Annotated in this window: 21 protein-coding genes; 14 read left to right on the forward strand and 7 right to left on the reverse strand. The window is 63.5% G+C overall.

Going from position 1 to position 20607, the window contains the following annotated elements; translation table 11 throughout:
• Positions 1-13 precede the first annotated feature (13 nt).
• Genes mce through A3AS_RS0124295 form a run of 3 tightly spaced genes read left to right on the forward strand, consistent with a single transcriptional unit; the run spans position 14 to position 1119 of the window.
• Positions 14-418, forward strand: coding sequence for a methylmalonyl-CoA epimerase (gene mce, locus A3AS_RS0124285; RefSeq protein ID WP_018320156.1), 405 nt, complete (start codon positions 14-16; stop codon positions 416-418).
• Positions 419-427: 9 nt separating this feature from the next.
• Positions 428-703, forward strand: coding sequence for a DUF1467 family protein (locus A3AS_RS0124290; RefSeq protein ID WP_018320157.1), 276 nt, complete (start codon positions 428-430; stop codon positions 701-703).
• Between the two features lie 47 nt (positions 704-750).
• A complete protein-coding gene (locus A3AS_RS0124295; protein ID WP_245283268.1) occupies positions 751-1119 on the forward strand; it encodes a hypothetical protein in 369 nt (122 codons plus the stop codon).
• Positions 1120-1186: 67 nt separating this feature from the next.
• Here the strand turns inward: A3AS_RS0124295 and A3AS_RS0124300 are convergent, their stop codons facing one another.
• Both A3AS_RS0124300 and A3AS_RS0124305 read right to left on the reverse strand, forming a co-directional pair.
• On the reverse strand, positions 1187-1450 hold the full coding sequence (locus A3AS_RS0124300; protein ID WP_018320158.1) for a GlsB/YeaQ/YmgE family stress response membrane protein: 264 nt from the start codon (positions 1448-1450) through the stop codon (positions 1187-1189).
• A 33-nt stretch (positions 1451-1483) separates the two neighbouring features.
• A complete protein-coding gene (locus tag A3AS_RS0124305; RefSeq protein WP_018320159.1) occupies positions 1484-1933 on the reverse strand; it encodes a YidB family protein in 450 nt (149 codons plus the stop codon).
• Between the two features lie 270 nt (positions 1934-2203).
• Between A3AS_RS0124305 and mtnK the strand changes: the two genes are divergently transcribed.
• Positions 2204-3493 carry an S-methyl-5-thioribose kinase gene (gene mtnK / locus A3AS_RS0124315; protein ID WP_018320161.1) on the forward strand — a complete coding sequence of 430 codons (1290 nt, stop codon included), beginning with the start codon at positions 2204-2206 and terminating at the stop codon, positions 3491-3493.
• 223 nt (positions 3494-3716) lie between these two features.
• Here the strand turns inward: mtnK and A3AS_RS0124325 are convergent, their stop codons facing one another.
• Positions 3717-4766, reverse strand: a complete 1050-nt coding sequence (locus tag A3AS_RS0124325; protein WP_245283269.1) for a hypothetical protein — start codon at positions 4764-4766, stop codon at positions 3717-3719.
• Between the two features lie 116 nt (positions 4767-4882).
• Here A3AS_RS0124325 and A3AS_RS0124335 point away from each other — a divergent pair, with 116 nt between their 5' ends.
• The 5 genes from A3AS_RS0124335 (at position 4883) to A3AS_RS0124355 (ending at position 10565) form a co-directional block, all read left to right on the forward strand.
• Positions 4883-6472 (forward strand): ABC transporter substrate-binding protein, encoded by a 1590-nt coding sequence (locus A3AS_RS0124335; protein ID WP_018320165.1) that lies wholly within the window; start codon positions 4883-4885, stop codon positions 6470-6472.
• A 60-nt stretch (positions 6473-6532) separates the two neighbouring features.
• Complete coding sequence (locus tag A3AS_RS0124340) at positions 6533-7456, forward strand: ABC transporter permease (RefSeq protein WP_018320166.1); 924 nt, start codon at positions 6533-6535, stop codon at positions 7454-7456.
• 274 nt (positions 7457-7730) lie between these two features.
• A complete protein-coding gene (locus A3AS_RS0124345; RefSeq protein ID WP_018320167.1) occupies positions 7731-8552 on the forward strand; it encodes an ABC transporter permease in 822 nt (273 codons plus the stop codon).
• Positions 8549-9529, forward strand: coding sequence for an ABC transporter ATP-binding protein (locus A3AS_RS0124350; RefSeq protein WP_018320168.1), 981 nt, complete (start codon positions 8549-8551; stop codon positions 9527-9529). Before A3AS_RS0124345 ends, A3AS_RS0124350 begins: the two co-directional genes overlap by 4 nt.
• Positions 9522-10565, forward strand: coding sequence for an ABC transporter ATP-binding protein (locus A3AS_RS0124355; RefSeq protein ID WP_018320169.1), 1044 nt, complete (start codon positions 9522-9524; stop codon positions 10563-10565). The genes A3AS_RS0124350 and A3AS_RS0124355 overlap by 8 nt, the downstream gene beginning before the upstream one ends.
• Positions 10566-10836: 271 nt before the next feature.
• Here A3AS_RS0124355 and A3AS_RS0124360 read toward each other — a convergent pair whose 3' ends face one another.
• From A3AS_RS0124360 to A3AS_RS0124375, 4 genes are all read right to left on the reverse strand, one after another.
• On the reverse strand, positions 10837-11865 hold the full coding sequence (locus tag A3AS_RS0124360) for an ABC transporter permease (RefSeq protein WP_018320170.1): 1029 nt from the start codon (positions 11863-11865) through the stop codon (positions 10837-10839).
• A 12-nt stretch (positions 11866-11877) separates the two neighbouring features.
• A complete protein-coding gene (locus tag A3AS_RS0124365; RefSeq protein WP_018320171.1) occupies positions 11878-13380 on the reverse strand; it encodes a sugar ABC transporter ATP-binding protein in 1503 nt (500 codons plus the stop codon).
• A gap of 6 nt (positions 13381-13386) precedes the next feature.
• Complete coding sequence (locus A3AS_RS0124370; RefSeq protein WP_018320172.1) at positions 13387-14409, reverse strand: sugar ABC transporter substrate-binding protein; 1023 nt, start codon at positions 14407-14409, stop codon at positions 13387-13389.
• A 139-nt stretch (positions 14410-14548) separates the two neighbouring features.
• Positions 14549-14953, reverse strand: coding sequence for a globin (locus tag A3AS_RS0124375; RefSeq protein ID WP_026202313.1), 405 nt, complete (start codon positions 14951-14953; stop codon positions 14549-14551).
• A gap of 481 nt (positions 14954-15434) precedes the next feature.
• On the opposite strand from A3AS_RS0124375, the gene A3AS_RS0124385 reads away from it, so the two are divergent.
• From A3AS_RS0124385 to A3AS_RS0124405, 5 genes are all read left to right on the forward strand, one after another.
• Positions 15435-15809: a DUF2946 domain-containing protein gene (locus tag A3AS_RS0124385; RefSeq protein WP_018320175.1), complete on the forward strand. Its 375-nt coding sequence runs from the start codon at positions 15435-15437 to the stop codon at positions 15807-15809.
• A 345-nt stretch (positions 15810-16154) separates the two neighbouring features.
• Positions 16155-18308 (forward strand): TonB-dependent receptor, encoded by a 2154-nt coding sequence (locus A3AS_RS0124390; protein WP_157644377.1) that lies wholly within the window; start codon positions 16155-16157, stop codon positions 18306-18308.
• A gap of 26 nt (positions 18309-18334) precedes the next feature.
• Positions 18335-19546, forward strand: coding sequence for a sialidase family protein (locus tag A3AS_RS0124395; RefSeq protein WP_018320177.1), 1212 nt, complete (start codon positions 18335-18337; stop codon positions 19544-19546).
• A complete protein-coding gene (locus A3AS_RS0124400) occupies positions 19543-20040 on the forward strand; it encodes a TlpA disulfide reductase family protein (RefSeq protein WP_018320178.1) in 498 nt (165 codons plus the stop codon). Before A3AS_RS0124395 ends, A3AS_RS0124400 begins: the two co-directional genes overlap by 4 nt.
• Before the next feature lie 27 nt (positions 20041-20067).
• A complete protein-coding gene (locus A3AS_RS0124405; protein ID WP_018320179.1) occupies positions 20068-20604 on the forward strand; it encodes a copper chaperone PCu(A)C in 537 nt (178 codons plus the stop codon).
• Positions 20605-20607: the final 3 nt, after the last annotated feature.

The following is a 20607-nucleotide window of genomic DNA, read 5'->3' on the forward strand; positions in this document are numbered from 1 at the left end:
GGGGAGAAGACACATGCTGGGCCGGCTCAACCATGTCGCGATCGCGACCAAGGACGCCGTCAAGGCCGCCAGGATCTATGGCGCCGCGTTCGGCGCTCAGATCTCGGAAGCCGTGCCGCTGCCCGAGCACGGCGTCATCACCGTGTTCGCGACGCTGCCCAACACCAAGATCGAATTCATCGAACCGCTCGGCGAGGCCTCGCCGATCGCAAAATTCGTCGAGCGTAACCCCGACGGCGGCATCCACCATGTCTGCTACGAGGTCGTCGACATCATCGCCTCGCGCGACACGCTGGTGAAGGAGGGCGCGCGGGTGCTCGGCGACGGCGTGCCGAAGATCGGCGCCCATGGCAAGCCGGTGCTGTTCCTGCACCCGAAGGATTTTTCCGGCGCGCTGGTCGAGATCGAGCAGGCATAAGGCCGAACCATGGCCATCCAGATCTCAACCGCGATTGCAATCTACTTCGTCATCTGGTGGGTCGCGCTGTTCCTGACGCTGCCGTTCGGCGTACGCAGCCAGCACGAGGATGGCGTCGGTGCGCCCGGCACCGACCCTGGTGCGCCGATCCTGACGCGGATGGGCCGCAAGCTGATCTGGACCACCATCATCTCGGCGATCATCTACGGCCTCGGCATGGTCGCCTATCACGCCGGCTATCTCTCGATCGAGCGCCTGTCGAAATTGATGGGAATGCCTTTCTAGACGTTCTTGCTAGACGTTTTTGCTGACGACATTGTTTGGGGGAACGAATGACTTTTCAGAGGATCGTCATTGCTCTTCTGGTGCTGATCGTCGCCGGCATCGGTGCCATCGGCTATTTCGAATGGCGGATGGCCGCGCAGGTGCGTACCCTGAAGGCGTTCGTCGAGGGCTATGTCTTCAACGAGGCCGTGATGGCCTGCGAGCAGGCCAAAAGCTCGACGCCGTTCAAATGGAACGGAGGCAAGAGCACCTCGGTGATCGGCCTCAACTCCGCCAAGCTGGACAAATACACGGTCAGCGCCAGCTACACGCTGGTGGCGGACAGCGTCTATTGCGATTACGATCCGATCAAAAGAAAGGCGGATCGGGTCGAGCTTCCTGGAGCGGGAGTAACGATCCGGCGCTCGCAGGCATGAGCGCGCCGCCGCCTGCTCGATGCGGCGCGAGTTCGCGCACGCCCGATCAGCCGCTCACGCAGGCGGGCTAGATCGCTCGGCGTTGTCGGCCGGCGAAGAGCCCGTAGACGAACAGCACGATGATCGCGCCGACGACCGCACCGATCAGTCCGGCACCTTCTTCGGCACGATACCATCCGAGCGCCTGCCCGAGGTAAGTCGCAACGAAGGCGCCGACGATCCCCAAGATGGTCGTCAGGATGAAGCCGGACGGCTCGTTGTCGCCAGGCATGATGAACTTGGCGATCACGCCGGCGACGAAGCCGATGATGATTGTCCAGAGAAGACCCATTTCCACACCTCTTCCAGATTTAAGCGGTAACAACTATGCCTCAGGCAGACGTCCGTCCGGCGTGTACTTGTCGACCGCCGAGGGCAATTCCCGGGATAGCCTTGTGAGGATCTCGTCTTGCGAGAGTCCCGTCTGCTGTTCGAGCTTCTCCAGAACGTCGGAGCCGATCGCATTCCTCAGCTCAGGCGACGAGATCTCCTTGTTGGGTCCGGGCTTCACCCATGAATCGGCGACCTCGCCCTGGCCGTTCTGGTTGAACCGCTCCAGGAGCTCGCCAATGCCGCCATTGAGCAGGCCCCCGATCCCGCCCGCGCCGAGCATGCCGCCGAGATTACCAAGCACTCCCCCAGGCGGCTGCTGACCGCCCGCGGATGAGCCGCCGGTCGCACCTTTCAGCAGCTCTGCCAACTTGTCGCGGTTCTGATAGCCGGCCATGGCCAGCATCGCCAGAAGGGCAGTCATGGAGGGCATTCCGCGGCTCATCGCTAACTCCTTCAAAATCTCAGACACGCAAAACTGCCTCAGCCCGCTTGTGTTCCAAAAATCGGCAAATGGGGGGCTCGCGACCCCCGGCTTGGTCGTCCGACACGAAGAACTTTCGGTGCAACTGGTCCCGGGGTGCGCCGGCGATACACGGGTGGCGGACCGCCTTGATTGCGACTACGATCCGATCAAAAGAATGGCCGGGATCGCCCGAGCTTCACAGAAGCGGGAGTAACGACCAGGCCATGCCAAGCATGGGGTGGGATCGTCATGACCGGGGACCGGGCGGGGGACTATCGAATTCTGCATGAAGCGGCGCTGCGGGATTATCTCGCAGGCCTTCCCGATATCGCCGCACTCCTCGGCGGTGAGCCGGCCTCATGGAAGATCACCGAGGTCGGCGACGGCAATCTCAATCTCGTCTTCATCATGAAGGGCGGGCGCGGCGGCGTCGCCGTCAAGCAGGCGCTGCCTTATGTCCGCCTCGTCGGCGAAAGCTGGCCGCTGCCGCTGTCGCGGGCCCATTACGAATATCTGGCTCTGTCCCGGCAGGCCGAGCTCGCGCCCGGCCTCGTGCCGGCTTTGCTGCATCACAACGAGGCCCTGGCGCTGACGGTGATGGAGCTGCTCGAGCCTCACATCATCATGCGCAAGGGACTGGTTGCGGGAACGCGATATCCGGGCTTCGTCGGTGACATCACCACCTTCATGGCGCGAACGCTGTTCTTCACCTCCGACCTCGCGCTGTCCGCGGCCGAGAAGAAGGAGGGCATTGCGGCCTTCGCCGGCAATCATGCGCTCTGCAAGATCACCGAGGATCTGATCTTCACCGATCCCTACCGCATCGCCGAGCAAAACCGCTGGACTGCGCCGGATCTCGATGCGCTCGCTGCAAGCCTGCGCGATGACATGGAGCTGCATGTCGCGATCTCCCGGCTGAAGCTGAAGTTCATGGCAAGCCCCGAGGCGCTGCTCCACGGCGACCTCCACACCGGCTCGATCATGGTGACGAACAACCAGACGCGGGTGATCGATCCGGAATTCGCATTCTATGGCCCGATGGGGTTCGACGTCGGCGCCGTGCTGGCCAACCTTGTGATGGCCTATTTTGCCTCCGCCGGGCACGAGCGCGCACCGGGCGAGCGGGCCGCGTTCGAGGCCTGGGTGCTGGAGACGATCGAGCAGGTCTGGAACGAGTTCGCCGGCAAATTCCTCGACCTCTGGCGAGCGAATGGCACTGGCGATGCCTATCCGGTCTCACTCTTTGCCGGCGCGCAGGGCGCTGCGCGTTTGGAGGCCGAGCGCCAAGCCTACATGCAGCGCCTGTTCGCCGACACGGTCGGCTTCGCCGCCGCAAAGACCATCCGCCGCATCTTCGGCCTCGCTCACAACATCGATTTCGAGTTGATCGAGGATCCGAAAAAGCGCGCCGTCAGCGAAGCCCGCGCGGTGCGGCTCGCACGGGCGATGATGGTGGAGACAGGGACGTTTCGGACGATTAGCGATGCAACGGGTGCTGCGCGAAAACTGCGGGACTGGAGGCCGGAGCTAACGGGTTGAGAGAGTTCATGGCGAGGAGCGCGCCTCGGCGCTCGCAATGACAAAGCGGTGCAACAGGCGCCAATGTTTCATCGTCACCCTGAGGTGCCGGAGCGTAGCGAAGGCCTCGAAGGGCGACAGCCCGGCTGCATCGCGGCCGTTCATCCTTCGAGGCTCAGCACGCGCTGCGTTCGCATCGCATGCTTCGCACCTCAGGATGACGGTCCAACACGCCAGCGCGCCCTCAATACAACCGCATCGGCAGCGGCGCGCCTTCGGGGCCGACCAGCAGACCCCAGGTCTCGTTGACCGCGACCTCGAACTCACGCGTCTGGGCCGCGCTGCCCTTGAGCTTCAGGGTGACCTTGTACTGGCCCGGCGGCAGATCAATTTTCTGGCTATCAGGCAACTCATCCGCAGCGGCGTCAAAATCGATCAGTTCTTCTCCGGCGTGAGCCGCCAGTCGGATGGTTCGCTCATTGACGGTGATGTCGGCCGCTTCATCCGTTTTGTTGCCGAGCAACAACATCACTTGTCCCGGCGCCGGCCGGATTTTGGCCGTGGCGGCCAACGGCTTGCGCAGCGCAAGGTCGGCGATCGTTGTGTTGCCCTGACGGACGAGCCGGAGCAGCGCCGGCCCGTCTGACGTCGTGAAGGCGACGACGGCTCTGTCGGGCGCGACGACCGCTCCGTCGTTCTCGGTCCAGCCGCGCTTTTCGAGTGCAGCGCGATAGAAGCCGAGCACGTCCTCGAGACTGAGCGGCGTCTCGACGTGAGCCGACCTCATGAAAGGCGAATTCTTCGCGGTCATCAGGGTCCAACGGTCGACCAGCGGCAGGCCCATGTCGTCGGACATCTTGGCCTCGAATGTCCGGCTCGCGGCTTGTGTCAGAAGCCCGACAGTGTCGCAGAGCAGGCGCTCGCCAAGATAGTCCGGGGCGCAACGGCCCCTGAGTGCCCACCATGTATCGTCGACAAACCCGTTTGACCGCTTGGTGTGGGACCAATTGATATGAATGTTTTTCGTCGGGCCGTCGCGGGCAGGGTCCGGCGTGACGGGGATCGCCATCGCCGCTGTCGCGGCGACCAGACTGCCGGCGAGCAGGATACCTAGCGTTCGGCGGGTCATTTTTTTGCGCGATCCTTGTTTTCCGCGATCCCTGGGGCTCAGATAACGGTCCTGAGCTTGGTCGCGCCGATCGCGAGAAATGTTCACTATTCCCGTTGCTCGATGACGCACCGCGTCAATCGAGGGCTTGCATCGCCGGGCGGATGCAACCGGCCCCGAAGGCATCGCCGAACGGCCGCCTTCCGGAACTGACATTGGTCTCCATCAAAAACGAAGCTTGCATTCGACAGGCCGCGAATGATCAAATCCCTGATCGGAATACCTGCGTTGGTGGGGGACACATGATGTTTAGGATGATGGCGATCGTCGCGGGCTTGGGACTGGCGCTCGCTGGATCTGCGGAGGCCCAGACGCCGCGCAAGGGCGGAACCATCCGGATGACCGCGCCCTATGGCTCGAGTTTCACCAGTCTGGACATTCACACCACGCAGCGTGCCCAGGACGAGATCTACGCCAAGGCGCTGCACCGCTCGCTGTACATCTGGAATTCCGCGGAGGGCAAGCCGGTCCTGGAGCTTGCCAAGGAGGATGTGGTCTCGGGCGGCGGTCTCGTTCACACCTTCAAGCTGCGCGACGACGCCTATTTCCACAATGGCCGCAAGATGACGGCCGACGATATCATCTGGTCCTACACCCGCATCATGGACGGCACCAAGGCCTATCCCGGCGCGCGGTTTGTCCGCGTGATCGAGGGGGCGGCCGCGGTCGAGAAGGGCCAGGCCAAGGAGATCTCCGGGCTGAAGAAGATCGACGACTTCACCGTCGAGATGAAGCTGACCGAGAAGGTCGATCCCGGCTTCTACTTCTTCACCGCGCTGACCTCGATCTATCCCGCCGACGAGGGTGCCAAGGAGAGTTTTATCCAGAAGCCGATCGGTCTCGGGCCCTTCAAATTCGTCGAGCACGTACCGGGATCGCGCATTGTCCTGGAGCGGTGGGATCGGTTTTATAAGCCCGGCAGGCCCTACGCCGACAAGATCGTCGTGTCGATCATGGGCGAGGCCGCGGCGCGCGATGTTGCCTTCCGCAACAAGGAGGTCGACACCTCGGTGCTCGGGCCCGCGCAATATGTGGCCTATCAGTCCGACGCCAATCTCAAGGGCACCATCGTCGAGGTCGCCGAGGTCTTCACCCGCTACATGGGGATGAATCCGTCATTCAAGCCGTTCGCCGACAAGCGCGTGAGACAGGCGATCAACTACGCGATCGATACCGACCTGATCATCAACAAGCTGGTCAAGGGCAAGGCCTATCGCGCCACCAGCTGGCTGCCGCTGACCTCGCCCGCTTACGACAAGGCGATGAAGCCCTACGCTTACGATCCGGCCAAGGCCAAGCAGCTGCTTAACGAGGCCGGCTATCCCAACGGCTTCGAGTTCGAATGGACCACCAGCCAGAACGAGAGCTGGGGCTTGCCGATCGTCTCGGCCGTGATTCCGATGCTGGACAAGGTCGGCATCAAGGCGAAGGTCAAGCAGGTCGAGACCGCGGTGCTGGCGGAGGTGGTTCGCACCGGCGACTACCAGGCCTTCATCTATTCCCAGGCGAGCGGCCCGGATCCGCAGGCGGCCCTCAAATGCTTCCACTCGTCGACGCCGCAGCCAGCCTGCAACTACATGATCTTCAAGAACGCCGATTTCGACAAGATCGTCGACGAGGCCGGACAGGCCGACGACCCGGCAAAGCGCGCCCAACTGCTGCAAAAGGCCAATGCGCTGCTCTATGAGGAGGCACCGGTCTGGTTCTTCAACTACAACAAGGCGGTCATGGCGGTGCAGCCGTGGCTCAAGGGGATTCAGCTCAACGCCACGGAGCTGACCCATCAGAACGTCGAAGACCTCTGGGTCGACGAGACCTCGCCCGCGAAGTGACATACGCTCTCGCGCTCCCTCCGTCGCCACAGACGATGGAGGGAGAGAGGAAAAGTGCCGATGCTCTCCTTCCTGTTCCGTCGCCTGCTGCAGACCATTCCGACCGTGCTTGCCGTCGTGCTGCTGGTCTTCGTGCTGTTCAGCGTCGTTCCCGGCAGCATCGTCTCCTCCATGAGCGACGACAGCGATCCGCAGGTCGAGCTGCGCATGAAGAAGCAGCTCGGCCTCGACGATCCCGTTTACGTGCGTTTCGGCGCCTACATTGCCAAGCTCGCGACCGGTGATTTCGGCACCTCGTTCCGGACCCGCGAGCCTGTCACGACCATGATCGCCAAGCGGGCATGGCCGACGCTGCAACTGATCTTCGCAGCCATGGCGTTCTCGGTCGTGATCGGCGTGCCGCTTGGCTTCATCGCGGCACTGCGACCGGGCGGAATCGTCGATACGCTTGCCATGGTCGTCGCGGTGTCGGGCCTTTCCATCGCCAAATTCTGGCTCGGACTGGTTCTGATGTACCTGTTCGCGTTGAAGCTCGGCTGGCTGCCGAGTTTCGGCTATGGCGATGGCGGACTGAAATATCTGCTCCTGCCGGCGGTGACGCTCGGCGTCTCGCCGATGGCGCTGTTTGCCCGGACGACGCGCGCCGCGGTCCTCGAGATCATGACCGCCGATTTCGTCCGCACCGCGCGATCCAAGGGCATGAGCGAGACGCGGGTGGTGAAGTGGCATGTGATGCGCAACGCGCTCGTCATCATTCTCACCACCGTCGGCCTGCAATTCGGTGCGCTGATGGGGCAGGCGGTCGTGGTCGAGAAACTGTTCTCGTGGCCGGGGATCGGCTCATTGCTGGTCGACAGTGTCTTGCAGCGCGATATTCCGGCGGTCCAGGGCTCCATTCTCGTCGTGGTGCTGGCCTTTCTCGCGATCAATCTGCTGATCGACGTGCTCTACGGCGTGATCGATCCCAGGATCAGATACGCATGAGCGCGGGCGGGCTCCATCACGCTTGGACGGGAAGACAATCGCATACGAGGCGCGCGGTGTGGCGTCACGGGTGCTGCGCCCCCTCTCCCGCTTGCGGGGGAGGGGTGGGGTGGGGGTGTCTCCGCATCGGGGTTCCCTGTGTGGCGAGAGCCCCCACCCGCCGCGCTCTCCGAGCGCGTCGGCCGCCCCCGCAAGCGGGAGAGGCGAAACTCGCCCGCGGCGAGTTCTCGCTAAAGCCACACACGATTATCCTTTTCGCGGTGGAGCGCTTGCAATGAAGCTCCGCGCCAATCTCGTCATCGGTGGGGTGTTGTTCGCGCTGGCGATCCTGGTCGGCCTGCTCGCGCCCTGGCTGGCGCACACCGATCCGGTCATGGACGCCAATTTGATGAATGCGGAGGAGCCCCCGAGCTGGACCTGGTGGTTCGGGACCGACGACCAGGGCCGCGACATCTATTCCCGCGTCGTGTATGGCGCGCGGGTCTCGCTGACGGTCGGCATCATCTCTCAGCTCATCAACAGCGTCATCGGCGTGGCCTTGGGGCTGAGCGCTGGCTATTTTGGCGGCTGGTGGGACGATGTCGTCAACGCCCTGACCAATCTCATGCTCGCGATCCCCTCGCTGATCTTCGCGCTGGCGATCATGGCGGTGCTCGGACCTGGCCTGACCAGCCTGCTGATCGCACTCGGGCTGACCAACTGGTCCTTTACGTGCCGGATTGCGCGGGCCTCGGCGCTGTCGCTGAGGAGCCAGGGCTACGTGCAGGCTGCGACCGTGCTGGGCTACGGCGATCTGCGCATCATGATCACGCAGCTGCTGCCGAACATGCTGGGCCCCATCATCGTCATCGGCACGCTGGGCATGGGCAGCGCGGTGTTGTCCGAAGCCGCATTGTCGTTCCTCGGCCTCGGCGTCCGACCGCCGTTTCCCAGCTGGGGCAGCATGCTGTCGGAGGCCCGCGAGCAGATCACGACGGCGCCGTGGCTCTCGGTATTTCCGGGCCTCGCCATCTTCCTGACCGTGCTTGGCCTCAACCTGCTCGGCGATGGCCTGCGCGACATTCTCGATCCCCAATCGCGGAGCCGGCGGACATGACCGGCGCGCCGCTGATCGAGGTTGAGGATTTGCGCATCGATCTCGACGACGGATCGAGGCGCGTCGCGGCGGCCGAGGGCATTTCGTTCCGCATCTCACGCGGCGAGACGTTCGGCCTCGTCGGCGAATCCGGTTGCGGCAAGAGCATCACGGCGCTGGCCTTGATCGGGCTGTTGCGGCCGCCGCTCTCGATCGGCGGCGGCGTCATCCGGTTCGAAGGACAGGAGATCCAGCACCTCTCCGCCGCCAGGCAGCGGGAGTTGCGCGGCAACCGCATTGCCATGATCTTCCAGGAGCCGATGACGGCGCTGAACCCGGTCTCGCCCGTGGGCCGGCAGATCGCCGAGATGTTCGTGCTGCACAAGGGCAAGAGCTGGCGGGAAGCGAGCCGGCTGGCGGTCGAGGCGCTGGCGAGCGTCCGCGTTCCCGCGCCTGAGCGCCGCGTCAACGATTACCCGCACCAGCTCTCCGGCGGCATGCGCCAGCGCGTGATGATCGCGATTGCGCTCGCCTGCGGTCCGGATCTCCTGATCGCCGACGAGCCGACCACGGCGCTCGACGTGACCGTGCAGGCCGAGATCATCGAGCTGATGCGGAATTTGTGCGCCGAGCGGGGAACGGCCATCCTGATGATCAGCCATGATCTCGGCCTGGTCGCGAACGTCTGCCGCCGCGTCGCCGTGATGTATGCCGGCCGCATCGTCGAGGAGCGGGGTTCGGCCGATATCTTCCGTTTCCCCTCGCACCCCTATACGCAAGGCCTGGTCGCCTCGCTGCCGAGGCTCGGCAGCCGCGCTGCGCTCGGCCGCACCAGGCTCAAGGAGATCGCCGGCGTCGTCCCGGCGATCACGAATTTCCCTAATGGCTGCCGGTTCAATCCGCGCTGCGCGCAGGCGACGGATATTTGCCGAAGAGTCGCGCCGGAGACCGATCTGCTGGCGGCGGGCGGTCTGGTCAGGTGTCATCACCATGCATGAGCCGCAAAACATGCTGGGTGACCGAAGGCCGGACGATGACCTCATCCTCAGCGTCGAGGATCTGGCGGTTCATTTTCCTCTGGGTGGCGGCCTGCTGGGCCGCGGCAAGAGGATGCTCCGGGCCGTCGATGGCGTCGATCTCAAGCTGAAGCGCGGCGAATGCCTCGGCCTCGTCGGCGAGTCCGGCTCCGGCAAGTCGACGGTCGCGTTGTCGATCCTTGGCCTGCTGACGCCGACGCGCGGCCGCATCGTGCTGGACGGGCAGGTCGTGAGGAGCAGGCAATCCGGCGATCGGAAGGCGTTGGCGCGCACCGTGCAGATGGTGTTTCAGGACCCTTACGCCTCGCTCAATCCCCGTCAGACCGTTCGCCGCACGCTGGAAGATCCCCTGCGGGTGCACGGCGTCACCGCGAAAAGCGAGATCGAGGATCGCGTCGCAATCATGCTGCGGCATGTCGGCTTGCGGCCCGAGCAGTCGGGCCGCTACCCGCATGAATTCTCGGGCGGTCAGCGCCAGCGCATCGGCATTGCTCGCGCGCTGATCCTCAACCCCAAAATCGTCATCTGCGACGAGCCGGTCTCAGCACTCGACGTCTCGATCCGCGCCCAGATCATCAATCTGCTGCTGGAACTGAAGGACACGCTCGGCCTGTCCTACATCATGATCAGCCACGACCTCGGCGTCGTCGAGCACATGAGCGACCGCGTCGCGGTGATGTATCTCGGCCGCATCGTCGAGAACGGCCACTGGCGCGAGATCTTCGAGCGCCCGGCGCATCCCTATACGCAAGCCCTGATCGCCGCGATTCCTGATCCGTTACACCATGCCTCGCTGGCGACCACAGGCGGCGACCTTCCCAACCCGCTCAATCCCCCAAACGGCTGCGCCTTCAGCCCGCGCTGCCGTTATGCGGAGGCGGTGTGCCGGCACGAGCCGGGGCCGCTGCTGGAGACGCGAGCCGATGGACACGCGGTGAGGTGTTGGCGGGCGGATGAGATCGGTGCAGCGAGCCTTGCCCTATCACCGTCACCCTGAGGTGGCCGCTTCTTCGGCGGCCCTCGAAGGGCGACGGCCCGGCTGGCACCTCGGCCGTTCATCCTTCGAGGCTCCGCATGTGATGCCTTCGCATCGCCTGCTCCGCACCTTAGGGATGACGGGGTCATTGTTGCTTCTGCTTCTGTTTTGCCCGACGGGTCAATCCCGGTTCGGTGGGCTCACGCACTTGCGGCTTCGATAAGCAGCTGAACTTCCTCACAGTTTCTACTGTGCATGGGGTTGTTTTCGCAGTTTTTGTTTTGAGGACTGTCTAGTCCGCCGCCTTTTCCCTCAGCCGCTGCGCATAGACGTTGATGACCAGTGCGGCCAGCAGGATCAGGCCGCGGATCAGGATCTTCAGGAAGCTGTCGATGTTGACGTGGTCAAGGCCGTTATTGAGAACACCGAGAACGAAAAGCCCAACGATGGTGTTGCCGATGCCGCCGCGGCCACCGAACAGGCTGGTGCCGCCGACCACGACGGCGGCGATGGAGTCGAGCAGATAGGTGTCGAACTCGTTCTGCTGCGCGCTGCCGAAATGGGCGACGCCGAGCATGCCGCCGATGCCCGAGCACACCGCCGAGATCACCATCACCGCGCCTAGGATGAGCTTGACGTTGAGGCCGGAATATTCGGCCGCCTCGCGATTGCCCCCGACCATGTAGACGTAGCGGCCGAAGCGCGTGTAGGTCAGCACCAGATGCCCGCCGAGCAGCATCAGCGCGGCGATGATGACGAGCCAGGGGACGCCGCCGATCGAGCCTGAGCCGAGCGTCGTGATTAGGCTCGGCACCTTGTAGGCGATCTGGCCGCGCACCAGCAGCGCCGAGATGCCGGCGGCGATCTGCATCATCGCCAGCGTCATGATGAAGGAGGGGATGCCGATCACGGTCAGCCCCAGCGCATTGACGAGGCCGAGCAAGGCGCAGAGCAGGATCGATAGCAGGATGGCGACCGCGCCGGGGAGGGGAATGTTGGCGATGTTGACGTAGGATTCCTGCAGCGTGAAGTAGGCGACCGCGATGCCCGTGACGTTGGCGATGCTGGCGATCGAGAGGTCGATCTCGGCGCACAGGATCACGAAGGTGAGGCCGACGGCGATGATGCCGGTGACCGACACTTGCGTGAGGATGTTGCCGAGATTGTCGAGCGTCGCGAAGGAGGGGCTGGCAAAGGCGAAGAAGCCGGACAGGAAGATCAGGGTGAGGAACGGGGCGATGTTGCGCATCTGCGAGCGCAGGAAGGGCGCCAGCCCGCGCGCCCGCTGCCCCGCCGCCAAAGCCGTCTCACTGCTCGCCATTGTGCTTCTCCGTCACGCCGCTTCCAGCAGGCGGTCCTTGCTGACCGGCTCGTTTTTGAATTCCCGCACCAGTGCACCGCGCTTGAGCACGAGAATGCGGTCGGCCAGCGACAGCACCGTTTCCGGCTCAGTCGACAGCACGATGATGGCGAGTCCCTTGGCGCGGAGGTCGCGGACGATGTTGATGACGTCGTTCTTGGCGCCGACGTCCATGCCGCGGGTCGGCTCGCACAGCACCAGGAGCTTGGGCGGATAGGTCAGCCATTTTGCCAGCGCCACCTTCTGCTGGTTGCCGCCGGAGAGCATGCCGAGATCGAGGCCGACCACCGGGGGCCGGATCTGCAATTGCTCGACCTGACGCTTCGCGATATCGCGCTCCTGCGCCGGCTTGAGCAGCAAAGACGAGATGCGGTCGAGAATGCTGATCGAGATGTTCTTGTAGACCGGCTCCTGGTGGAACAGCATGTCGCGACGGCTCTCGGGCACCAGCGCCACGCCGGCGCGCCGCGCCGCCGCCGTGCTGGCAAAGGTTTTTGGCTGACCCTCGACGAGAAGCGCGCCGCTATCAGGCTTCAGCTTGCCGAACAGGATGCGCGACAGCTCCTGCTGGCCGCAGCCCATGAAGCCGTAGATGCCCAGCACCTCGCCAGCGCGCGCCTCGAAGGAGATGTCCTTCAGGCTGCGGGCGAGCGTCAGCTGGTCGACCTTCAGAACCACCGCGCTGTCGCTCGGTTGCGGCAGCAGCAGGTCGTCGGTGTAGCTGTGCTCGAGCGCTTCGCCGCCGCGCCCGATCATGGCCTCGATCAGCGCGCCCTTGCTGGTGGCGGCGCTGGCTGTCTCTGCGACTTTCCGCCCGTTGCGGAACACGGTCACCGTGTCGGACACGCGCAGGATGTCCTCGATGAAATGCGAGATGAAGACGATGCTGGTGCCTTCTTCACGCAGCCGCCGCAGCGTCGCGAACAGCCGCTCGACCTCGGGCGGGGAGAGGGCGGAGGTCGGCTCGTCCAGGATCACGATGCGGGCGCCGGAGAACAGCACGCGCGCGATCTCGATCAGCTGCTGCAGCCCGATGGGCAAATCACCCAGCCGGCTCATCGGATCGACGTCGATGCCGAAGCGGGCGAGCTGCTCGCCGGCCTCGCGCGCCATGCGCCGCCATTGCACGAGGCCAAGGGCGTTGGTTGGCTGGTTGCCGAGGAAAACGTTCTCGGCGACCGTGAGGTCGGGCGCGACACTGAGCTCCTGGTGCACCATGGCAATGCCGGCCGCATGCGCATCGCGCGCTGAGCGGAAATGCGTCTCCTGACTGTCGATCAGGAAGCGGCCGGAGAATTCGGTGTGCACGCCGGCGATGATCTTCATCAGCGTGCTTTTTCCCGCGCCGTTCTCGCCGACGAGACCGTGGATCTCGCCGGGATGGAGCGCGAAGTCGACACCACGAAGCGCTTCGACGCCGCCGAAGCTCTTCGTGATGCCCTGCAGTTCAAGGATGGGCGAACGCACCTCGGGCATAAAAGCTCAGATCAGGAAGTGATCCTGCATCCACTGCATCCCGGCGGCATTGGCCTTGGTCACGACCGGGCCGTCGGTGACGACGTTCTTGGGAATGCCCTGTCCGCTCTTCTCGCCGCCGACCACGGCGGAGACGCCCGCGATGATGGCGCCGCCATGGATGCGGCAGGACGGATTGCGGACGGTCGCGAACATGCGTCCTTCGCTCACCGCCTGGATCGCCGGCGGCATGGCATCGACGCCGCCGATCAGGATGTTGGTGCGGCCGCGCGCCTTCATGATGTTGGCAGCGGCGAGTGCCATGTCGTCATTGTGGAAGAAAGCCGCGTCGATCTGCGGATACTTGGTCAGATATGTTTCCCAGAGGCGCGCGGTCTTGGAGACGTCCCAGTCGGCCGGCTGGGTGTCGAGCACCTCGATCCCCGGGAATTGCTTCACCGTGTTGGTGAAGCCCTTTGCGCGCCCTTGCGCGCCGGTGTGGCCGAGCGCGCCCTGCGTCATGATGATCTTGCCCTTGCCGCCCATCGCGTTGCACAGCGCCTGGGTCACCGAGGCGCCCATGAACTCGTTGTCGGGAGCGAGGAAGGAGTGGACGTTGATCTGGTCGAGCGGCGCAATCAGCGTGTCCATGTCGATCACGGGCGTGCCGGCGTCGATCATCTTTTGCACGGGCTGGGTGAGGGTGCCGATACCGAACGCCTGGATCGCGACGAAGTCCCATTTCTGCGAGGCCATGTTGTCGATGGCCGCGCGCTGCTTCACGGCGTCGAGCTGGCCGTCGAACCAGGTGACTTCGACGTTGAACAGCTTGCCCCAGAATTCGGCGGCCTGCTTTCCTTGCGCGCACCATGTAGCCTGCAGGCCCGCATTGGAGAACGCCGCCTTCAACGGCTTCTCGCTTCGCCCGACCTCGGCGGCCAATGCGGGGTTTATGCCCATGCTGCCGAGGAGGGCAGCTCCGGCGCCGGCGGTCGCAGCCGCCTGAAGAAGATCGCGCCTCGTCGTCGAGAAATCTTTCGTCCCGGACATCGCTCGCTCCCATAAATTTTATCGTCGGCGCGTCATTGATTGCGCAACCGATGTCGAAAGTGTCTCACAAGAGTTGATGCCACTCAATCTGCAATCACACGCGCCATCGCAGCACGCCGCGTTGGTGCAGCGCAAAGCATCAGGCCGTCGTGCCGGCGAGTGCGTCGATGTCGACGAGCAATGTGTCCCAGGCTTGCGCGATCTCGATCGACCATTCATCGCCGAGCAGATCGCGCAGCGTATCCCTGATAATGGTGAAGAAGGCGGTGAACAGCTGGGGCGACGTGCCATAGGCGTCGTGTGAGGCAACCTCGCAGGCGATCAGCCGGAAATGCCCATGACGCATCCCGGCGAAATCGAGAATCGCCTCGATCGTCAGCGCGAGCATCGATCCCTTCACGAGGTCGGCGCCCTCCGAGCGGAACATCGCCTGCGTTTCGGGATGCTCGTCGAACAGGCGCTGGTAGACGAGGGGCGTGAGATCCGCGCAGCGCGAGGCCGCGAGTTCAAAGCTGAGTTCGACTGGATTGGAGGGCATATTCATCGGCGAAAGTGCCATGCGGACAAAAAAAGAGCGGGGCCCTGGCCCCGCTCAAAAATTGTGTCGACCCTATTATCCCCGATTCTAAGATTTGCTCTTGATTGACGGGGCGACGCTGCGTTTTGCGCGCCAGGGGCTCCTCCCGAGACTTGGACCACCAGACTTCGACCTCACGGCCAGCCTGAGCAAGGGGGATGCTAGATCAACTTTTCTCACTTGTCATCATTTTCGGCAACGAATGTTCAAAATTCGAGCAATAGACGAAATGATCGGGCTTCCGGCCCCGCAAGTATATGACAAATATAAGAAATTTGTGGATGTCGGGCCGTTTGATCTGGCTCAAATGCCGGCCCCCGAGCCCATGATGGGGTAGCCCGACCATGGCTTTCCGACAAATTTGCGCTGGGCCAAGAAGGCGGCGGAACTGATCTCGACTTGGGCCCGGCGCGGTGTTTAGTTAGCAGACGAACGAACGGTTCGGCGGATGCGCGCGCGGTTACAGAAATTCCTACCCCTGGTCCTGCTCGCCTTGGTGATGCAGGTGCTGGCGCCGATCGCCGCCTGTTGGGCGACGGGACAAGCCATCGCCGATCCGCTGTCAGTCGCCGTCATCTGCCACAGTGCGAGCGATCAGGGTGGCCTCGACGATCGGACGGGCACCCCGACCGCGCATGCGGGTGCGTGCGCCCTGTGTTGTCTGGCCCAAGCGGGCGCGTCGCTGGATTCGCCGACGCACGCGGCACTCTCGATTCCCTTCCGCCATGCCGCGCGCGTGGTGTGGCAGCCGGCGGATGCGTCCGCCATCGCCGCTCCCAGGGGTTCGAGCGCCCAGGCCCGCGCCCCCCCTCAATTTTCCTGACGTAGCGACAAACCGAACCATTGGCGCGCGCCGTTGCTGTGCCGATGGGCGTGCTCAATGGACCGGTCGAGGTGCCGGATGTCAGGAATTCAAGAGATGTTATGCATTCGTGCGATCGGGCGCGCGGGCTTGCCCGTGCTTTTCGGACTGGTGTCCCCGATCGGTTCAGACGCGCTCGCCCAGGCTGCCTCGGAAGCGATTCCCGCGGTGACGGTCGAGGCGCCCAAGACGTCCCGTCCCAAGCCAATCACCCGGTCAACGCGGCAGCGCTCCACTTCGGCGGCGCGCGCAGCGAGGCCGGTCGCGCCGAACGCGACCGATGGCGCCCAGAGGCAGAACAACACAATGTCCGCCGGAGCAGTGCGGGCCGGTCTCAATCAGGCGCCGGCCGGTCAGACCGCGACGACCATCGATCGCAGCCAGTTCGACAACCGGCCCTCGTTTTCGGTCAGCGACGTCTTGCGGGACAGTCCGGGCATTTCGATCAAGCAGGGTAATGGTCCGCGCGATTTCGGTATCTCGATTCGCGGATCCAATGCCCGGAACGGTTTCGGCATCCGCAATCTCGTGATCTTCGACGACGGTTTCCCGGTGACGCAGCCGGACGGCCTGTCGCGCAGCGACCTGATCGATCCCCACGCCTATGGCGCGGTCGACGTGATCCGCGGCCCCTCATCGGCGCTCTACGGCAATTATGCGACCGGCGGCGCGCTCAATTTTCGCACGCGGCCGGGCGGCATGATCGACGGCGTCGAATACGGCGTCGACGGCGGCAGCTATGGCTACCTCAACAATTACCTTGCGGCCGGCAAGAAGGTCGGGAACTTCGAGGGCTCGCTGTTTGCGAGCGACACAAGAGGCGACGGCTATATCGGCAATAGTTGGTTCAATACGCAGACCGTCAACTTCCTCGGCACGCTCAAGGCGACACCGGACGACCGTTTCACGGTCAAGATCATCAACAACGATCTCAGCGCGCGGCTGCCGCTGCGGCAGTCGCTGAACCAGTTCTACACCAATCCCTTCCAGCAGGGCTGTGCGACCGGTGCCACGGCGGCGCCCGGATGCGGTACGGTCAGGCTGTTCAACAATGGCTTCAACGCGACCGCCGGGACCGATACGGAGACGGCCGTGCAGGCCGGGCTCGGCCGCAACGACCGCCGCACCATCGTCGGGGGCCGGTGGGAGCATGATTTCGACAACAATACGACCTGGCGCAACCAGTTCGTGTTCGACGATCGGAACATCAGTCAGCCAACTGGCTCCACCAGCTCGATCGGCGACTTCCCGTCCTACAACTACATGAGTGATCTCACCAAGCGCGGAGAGATTCTCGGCCTGGAGTCCACCGCGTTCTTCGGCGCCTTCTACAACACCCTGACGGCATCGAGCGATACGCGAAACGTGATGCCGGGAGGCAACGCGACGCTCGGCAGGCTGTCGAGCAATCTCTACAGCGAGACGACCAATTATGGTGTTCGTGCCAGGGAAGAGCTCGAGCTTACATCGTCGCTAACGGCCGTTGCGGGTATCGGTTGGGAGACGACCTTGCTCAAGGGCACCAACACGGCCTATTCATATGCTGGTCCCACCGGCATCACCACGACGACGCCGACGACCGCGGACCGGCAGTTTCAAAATACTGCGCCAGAGTTGGCGCTGCTCTACAATCTCAACAACGAATGGCTGTTCCGGGCACGCGTTGCCACGGGGTATGGCACACCGCAGGTCTCGAATCTTTTCGTCGCTCAAACGGGATTGTCGGGCAACAATACCCAGCTCCAGGCCCAGAAGAATCTTGGCTACGATCTCGGTTTCGATTGGACGCCGAACAGCGCGTTCAAGCTCAGCGCGACCGGCTTTTACGAGTTTTTCCGTAACGAGATCGTCAACCAGGCGACGTCGGTCGCGGGCGTAAATTACTCGTTCAACGCGCCGCGATCGGAGCATCGGGGCATTGAGCTTGCCGCCGACTGGAAGTTCTCTCCGGGCTGGCGGTTCATGGCGGCGTACACCTATCTCGACGAGGTCTACACCGAATATGTCGAGAACATCACCAATGGCGCCGTCTTCAACTTCAACCGTGCCGGCAATAAAATTCCCGGTATCTCGCCTAACGAGCTGACGGCTCGAATTGGCTACGACGAGTTCGCCGGCCCGCTGGCAGGCCTCGGCGGCTTCGTCGAGGTCCAGTGGAAGGCCTCTTTCTACATGGACAACGCGAATCTGCTGAAGGCGCCGGGCTACGAGCTGGTCAATGTGAACGTCCATTACAAGACCGACTTGGTGTCGGACACCTTCAAGTCACTCAATCTGTTTCTTGAGGTCAGGAACGTATTCGATCGCACCTATGTTGCGTCGGCAAACAACATTGCAAACACCGTGACGGCGGCCGGCCTGCAAATTCCAGGGAACACGCTCGCAAGCACGGCACCGGGGTCGATCTATGCGGGCTCGCCACGCCTGTTCGTTGCAGGTATGAAGGTGGCCTTCAAATGATCCGGGCTCTCGAAGGGAATAGGGCCATGATCCGAACTGGCTTGCTCGCGATAGCCGCTCTCGCATGCCTGCAAGGTGCGGCGCTGGGGCAGATGCACGGCAAGCACGCGTCCGAAGCTGCGTGCGAGGAGCCGACGCTGCGCTGTGAGACCAAGGCGACGCCCGCCTTCGGTCCGGACGGGACGCTGTGGCTGGTCTGGATGGCGGGAGGGCAGGTCTCGGTCGCAAGTTCGCAGGACTACGGCCGAAGTTTCTCGACGCCCACTCAAGTCACGACGAAGCGGCTGAACCTCGATTGGGGGCCGGATGCGCGGCCGAAGATCGTGGTCGACCGCAAGGGGGGCATCGCGCTCGCGTTCTCGACCTTCAGGGACGAGGCCTTCAACGGTCAGGTGTTCACCACGCGCTCGGCCGACGGCGGGAAAAGCTTCGCGGAGCTGAAGCCGATCACCGCCAGCAACGAGAGCCAACGTTTCGAGGCGCTGGCGCTCGATCAGGATGGAACAGTATTTGCGGCGTGGCTGGACAAGCGCAATCGCATTTTTGCGAAGGAAGCGGGACAGAAGTACGAGGGGGCCGGGCTGTTCTTCACGTCGTCCAGCGACGGCGGCACCGCCTACGCAGACGCGAAGCTGGCGCGTGAGGGCACCTGCGAATGCTGCCGGTTGGGGCTGGCATTCGCTGCGTCCGGGCGGCCGGTCGCAATCTTCAGGAACATTTTTGAGGGCGGCGTGCGCGACCACGCGGTGATGACCTTCACCGACGTCGCGACGCCAGGCGAAGTCCGCCGGGTCAGCAACGACGACTGGCAGATCAATGCCTGCCCACACCATGGGCCGAGCCTCACCGTTGCGCCGAACGGCACCTATCACGTCGCCTGGTACACCAACGGAAAGGCGCGGAAGGGACTTTTCTACGCGCACTCGCGCGACGAAGGCCGCACGTTCTCTTCGCCGATGGCGTTGGGGCGGCCGGATCGCAATCCGACGCGCCCCTTCGTGCTCGCGGGCGCGCCGGGAACGGTGATGGTCTGGAAGGAGTTCGACGGCGAGAAGACCTCGGTCCAGATGACGATCTCCCGCGACGATGGCGAGACGTGGTCGCCGCCGAAGACGATATCGAGTACGACCGACACGTCCGACCATCCTTTGCTCGTCTCCAACGGCAAGCAGACCTACCTGTCGTGGATGACGAAGGCGGATGGCTATCGGCTCAGGGCTATCGAGGACCAACCATGAGATTTCGATTTGTAGGCATTGCGGGTCTTGTCGTTCTGATCGCTTCAGTGGCTGCGCTTGCCGTATCTCCCGCTTTGAAGCCATTCGAACGCGGCACTTGGCAAAGCGTCCTTCGGGGGCACGCCGGCCGCCCCGTGCTCGTGCATTTCTGGGGCGTGACCTGTGGCCCCTGCAAGGTCGAGCTGCCGCTGCTCGGCCAGTTTGCCAAGGATCATCCTGACGTCGACGTCGTCACTGTCAGCGCCGATCTCGTGCCGAACCTGCCGGCCGCCACGCAATCGATGCTCGACAAGGCGGGTCTGTCGTCGACCGAAAATTTCATCTTCAACGACGGCTTTGTCGAGCGTTTGCGGTTCGAGATCGATCCGGCTTGGCAGGGCGACATCCCCAGGACCATGCTCATCTCCCCGGAAGGGACCGTCACGACGATCGAAGGCTCGGCTGAGATTGCCGATCTCGAAAAATGGTCAGCGCAACAACGCTCCAAACACTGAAGTTCAGTCTGCAAAGGGAATACCGATATGAAGACAATCTCGAAAAACGTGCTGCTCGCTGCGTTCGCTCTCGCGATCTCCGCAGCACCGGCGGTCGCCGACGAGGTCAAGGCCGGCGATCTCGTCGTCTCGCAGGCCTGGAGCCGGGCGACGCCGGGCGGCGCGAAGGTCGCCGGCGGCTATCTGACCATCGAGAACAAGGGCACGGCGGCCGACAGACTGGTCAGCGTGTCCGCCGATATCGCGGGCAAGGCCGAGATTCACGAGATGGCGATGGACAATGGCGTGATGAAGATGCGCCCGCTCGACAAGGGGCTGGTGGTCGATGCCGGCAAGACGGTGAAGCTCGCGCCCGGCGGCAATCATTTGATGCTCCAGGAGCTGAAGGGCGCGTTCAAGCAGGGCGACAAGGTGCCGGTGACGCTGCAATTCGAGAAGGCCGGCAAGGTCGCGGTCTCCCTCGACGTCCAGGGCGTCGGCGCGCAGGCGCCTGGCGATGCCGGGCATTCAGGTCATATGGACATGAAGAAAATGCCGGATCACTCGGGAATGAAGATGAAATGAGAT

It is taken from the genome of Bradyrhizobium sp. WSM2793 (assembly GCF_000379585.1).
Lineage (GTDB): Bacteria > Pseudomonadota > Alphaproteobacteria > Rhizobiales > Xanthobacteraceae > Bradyrhizobium.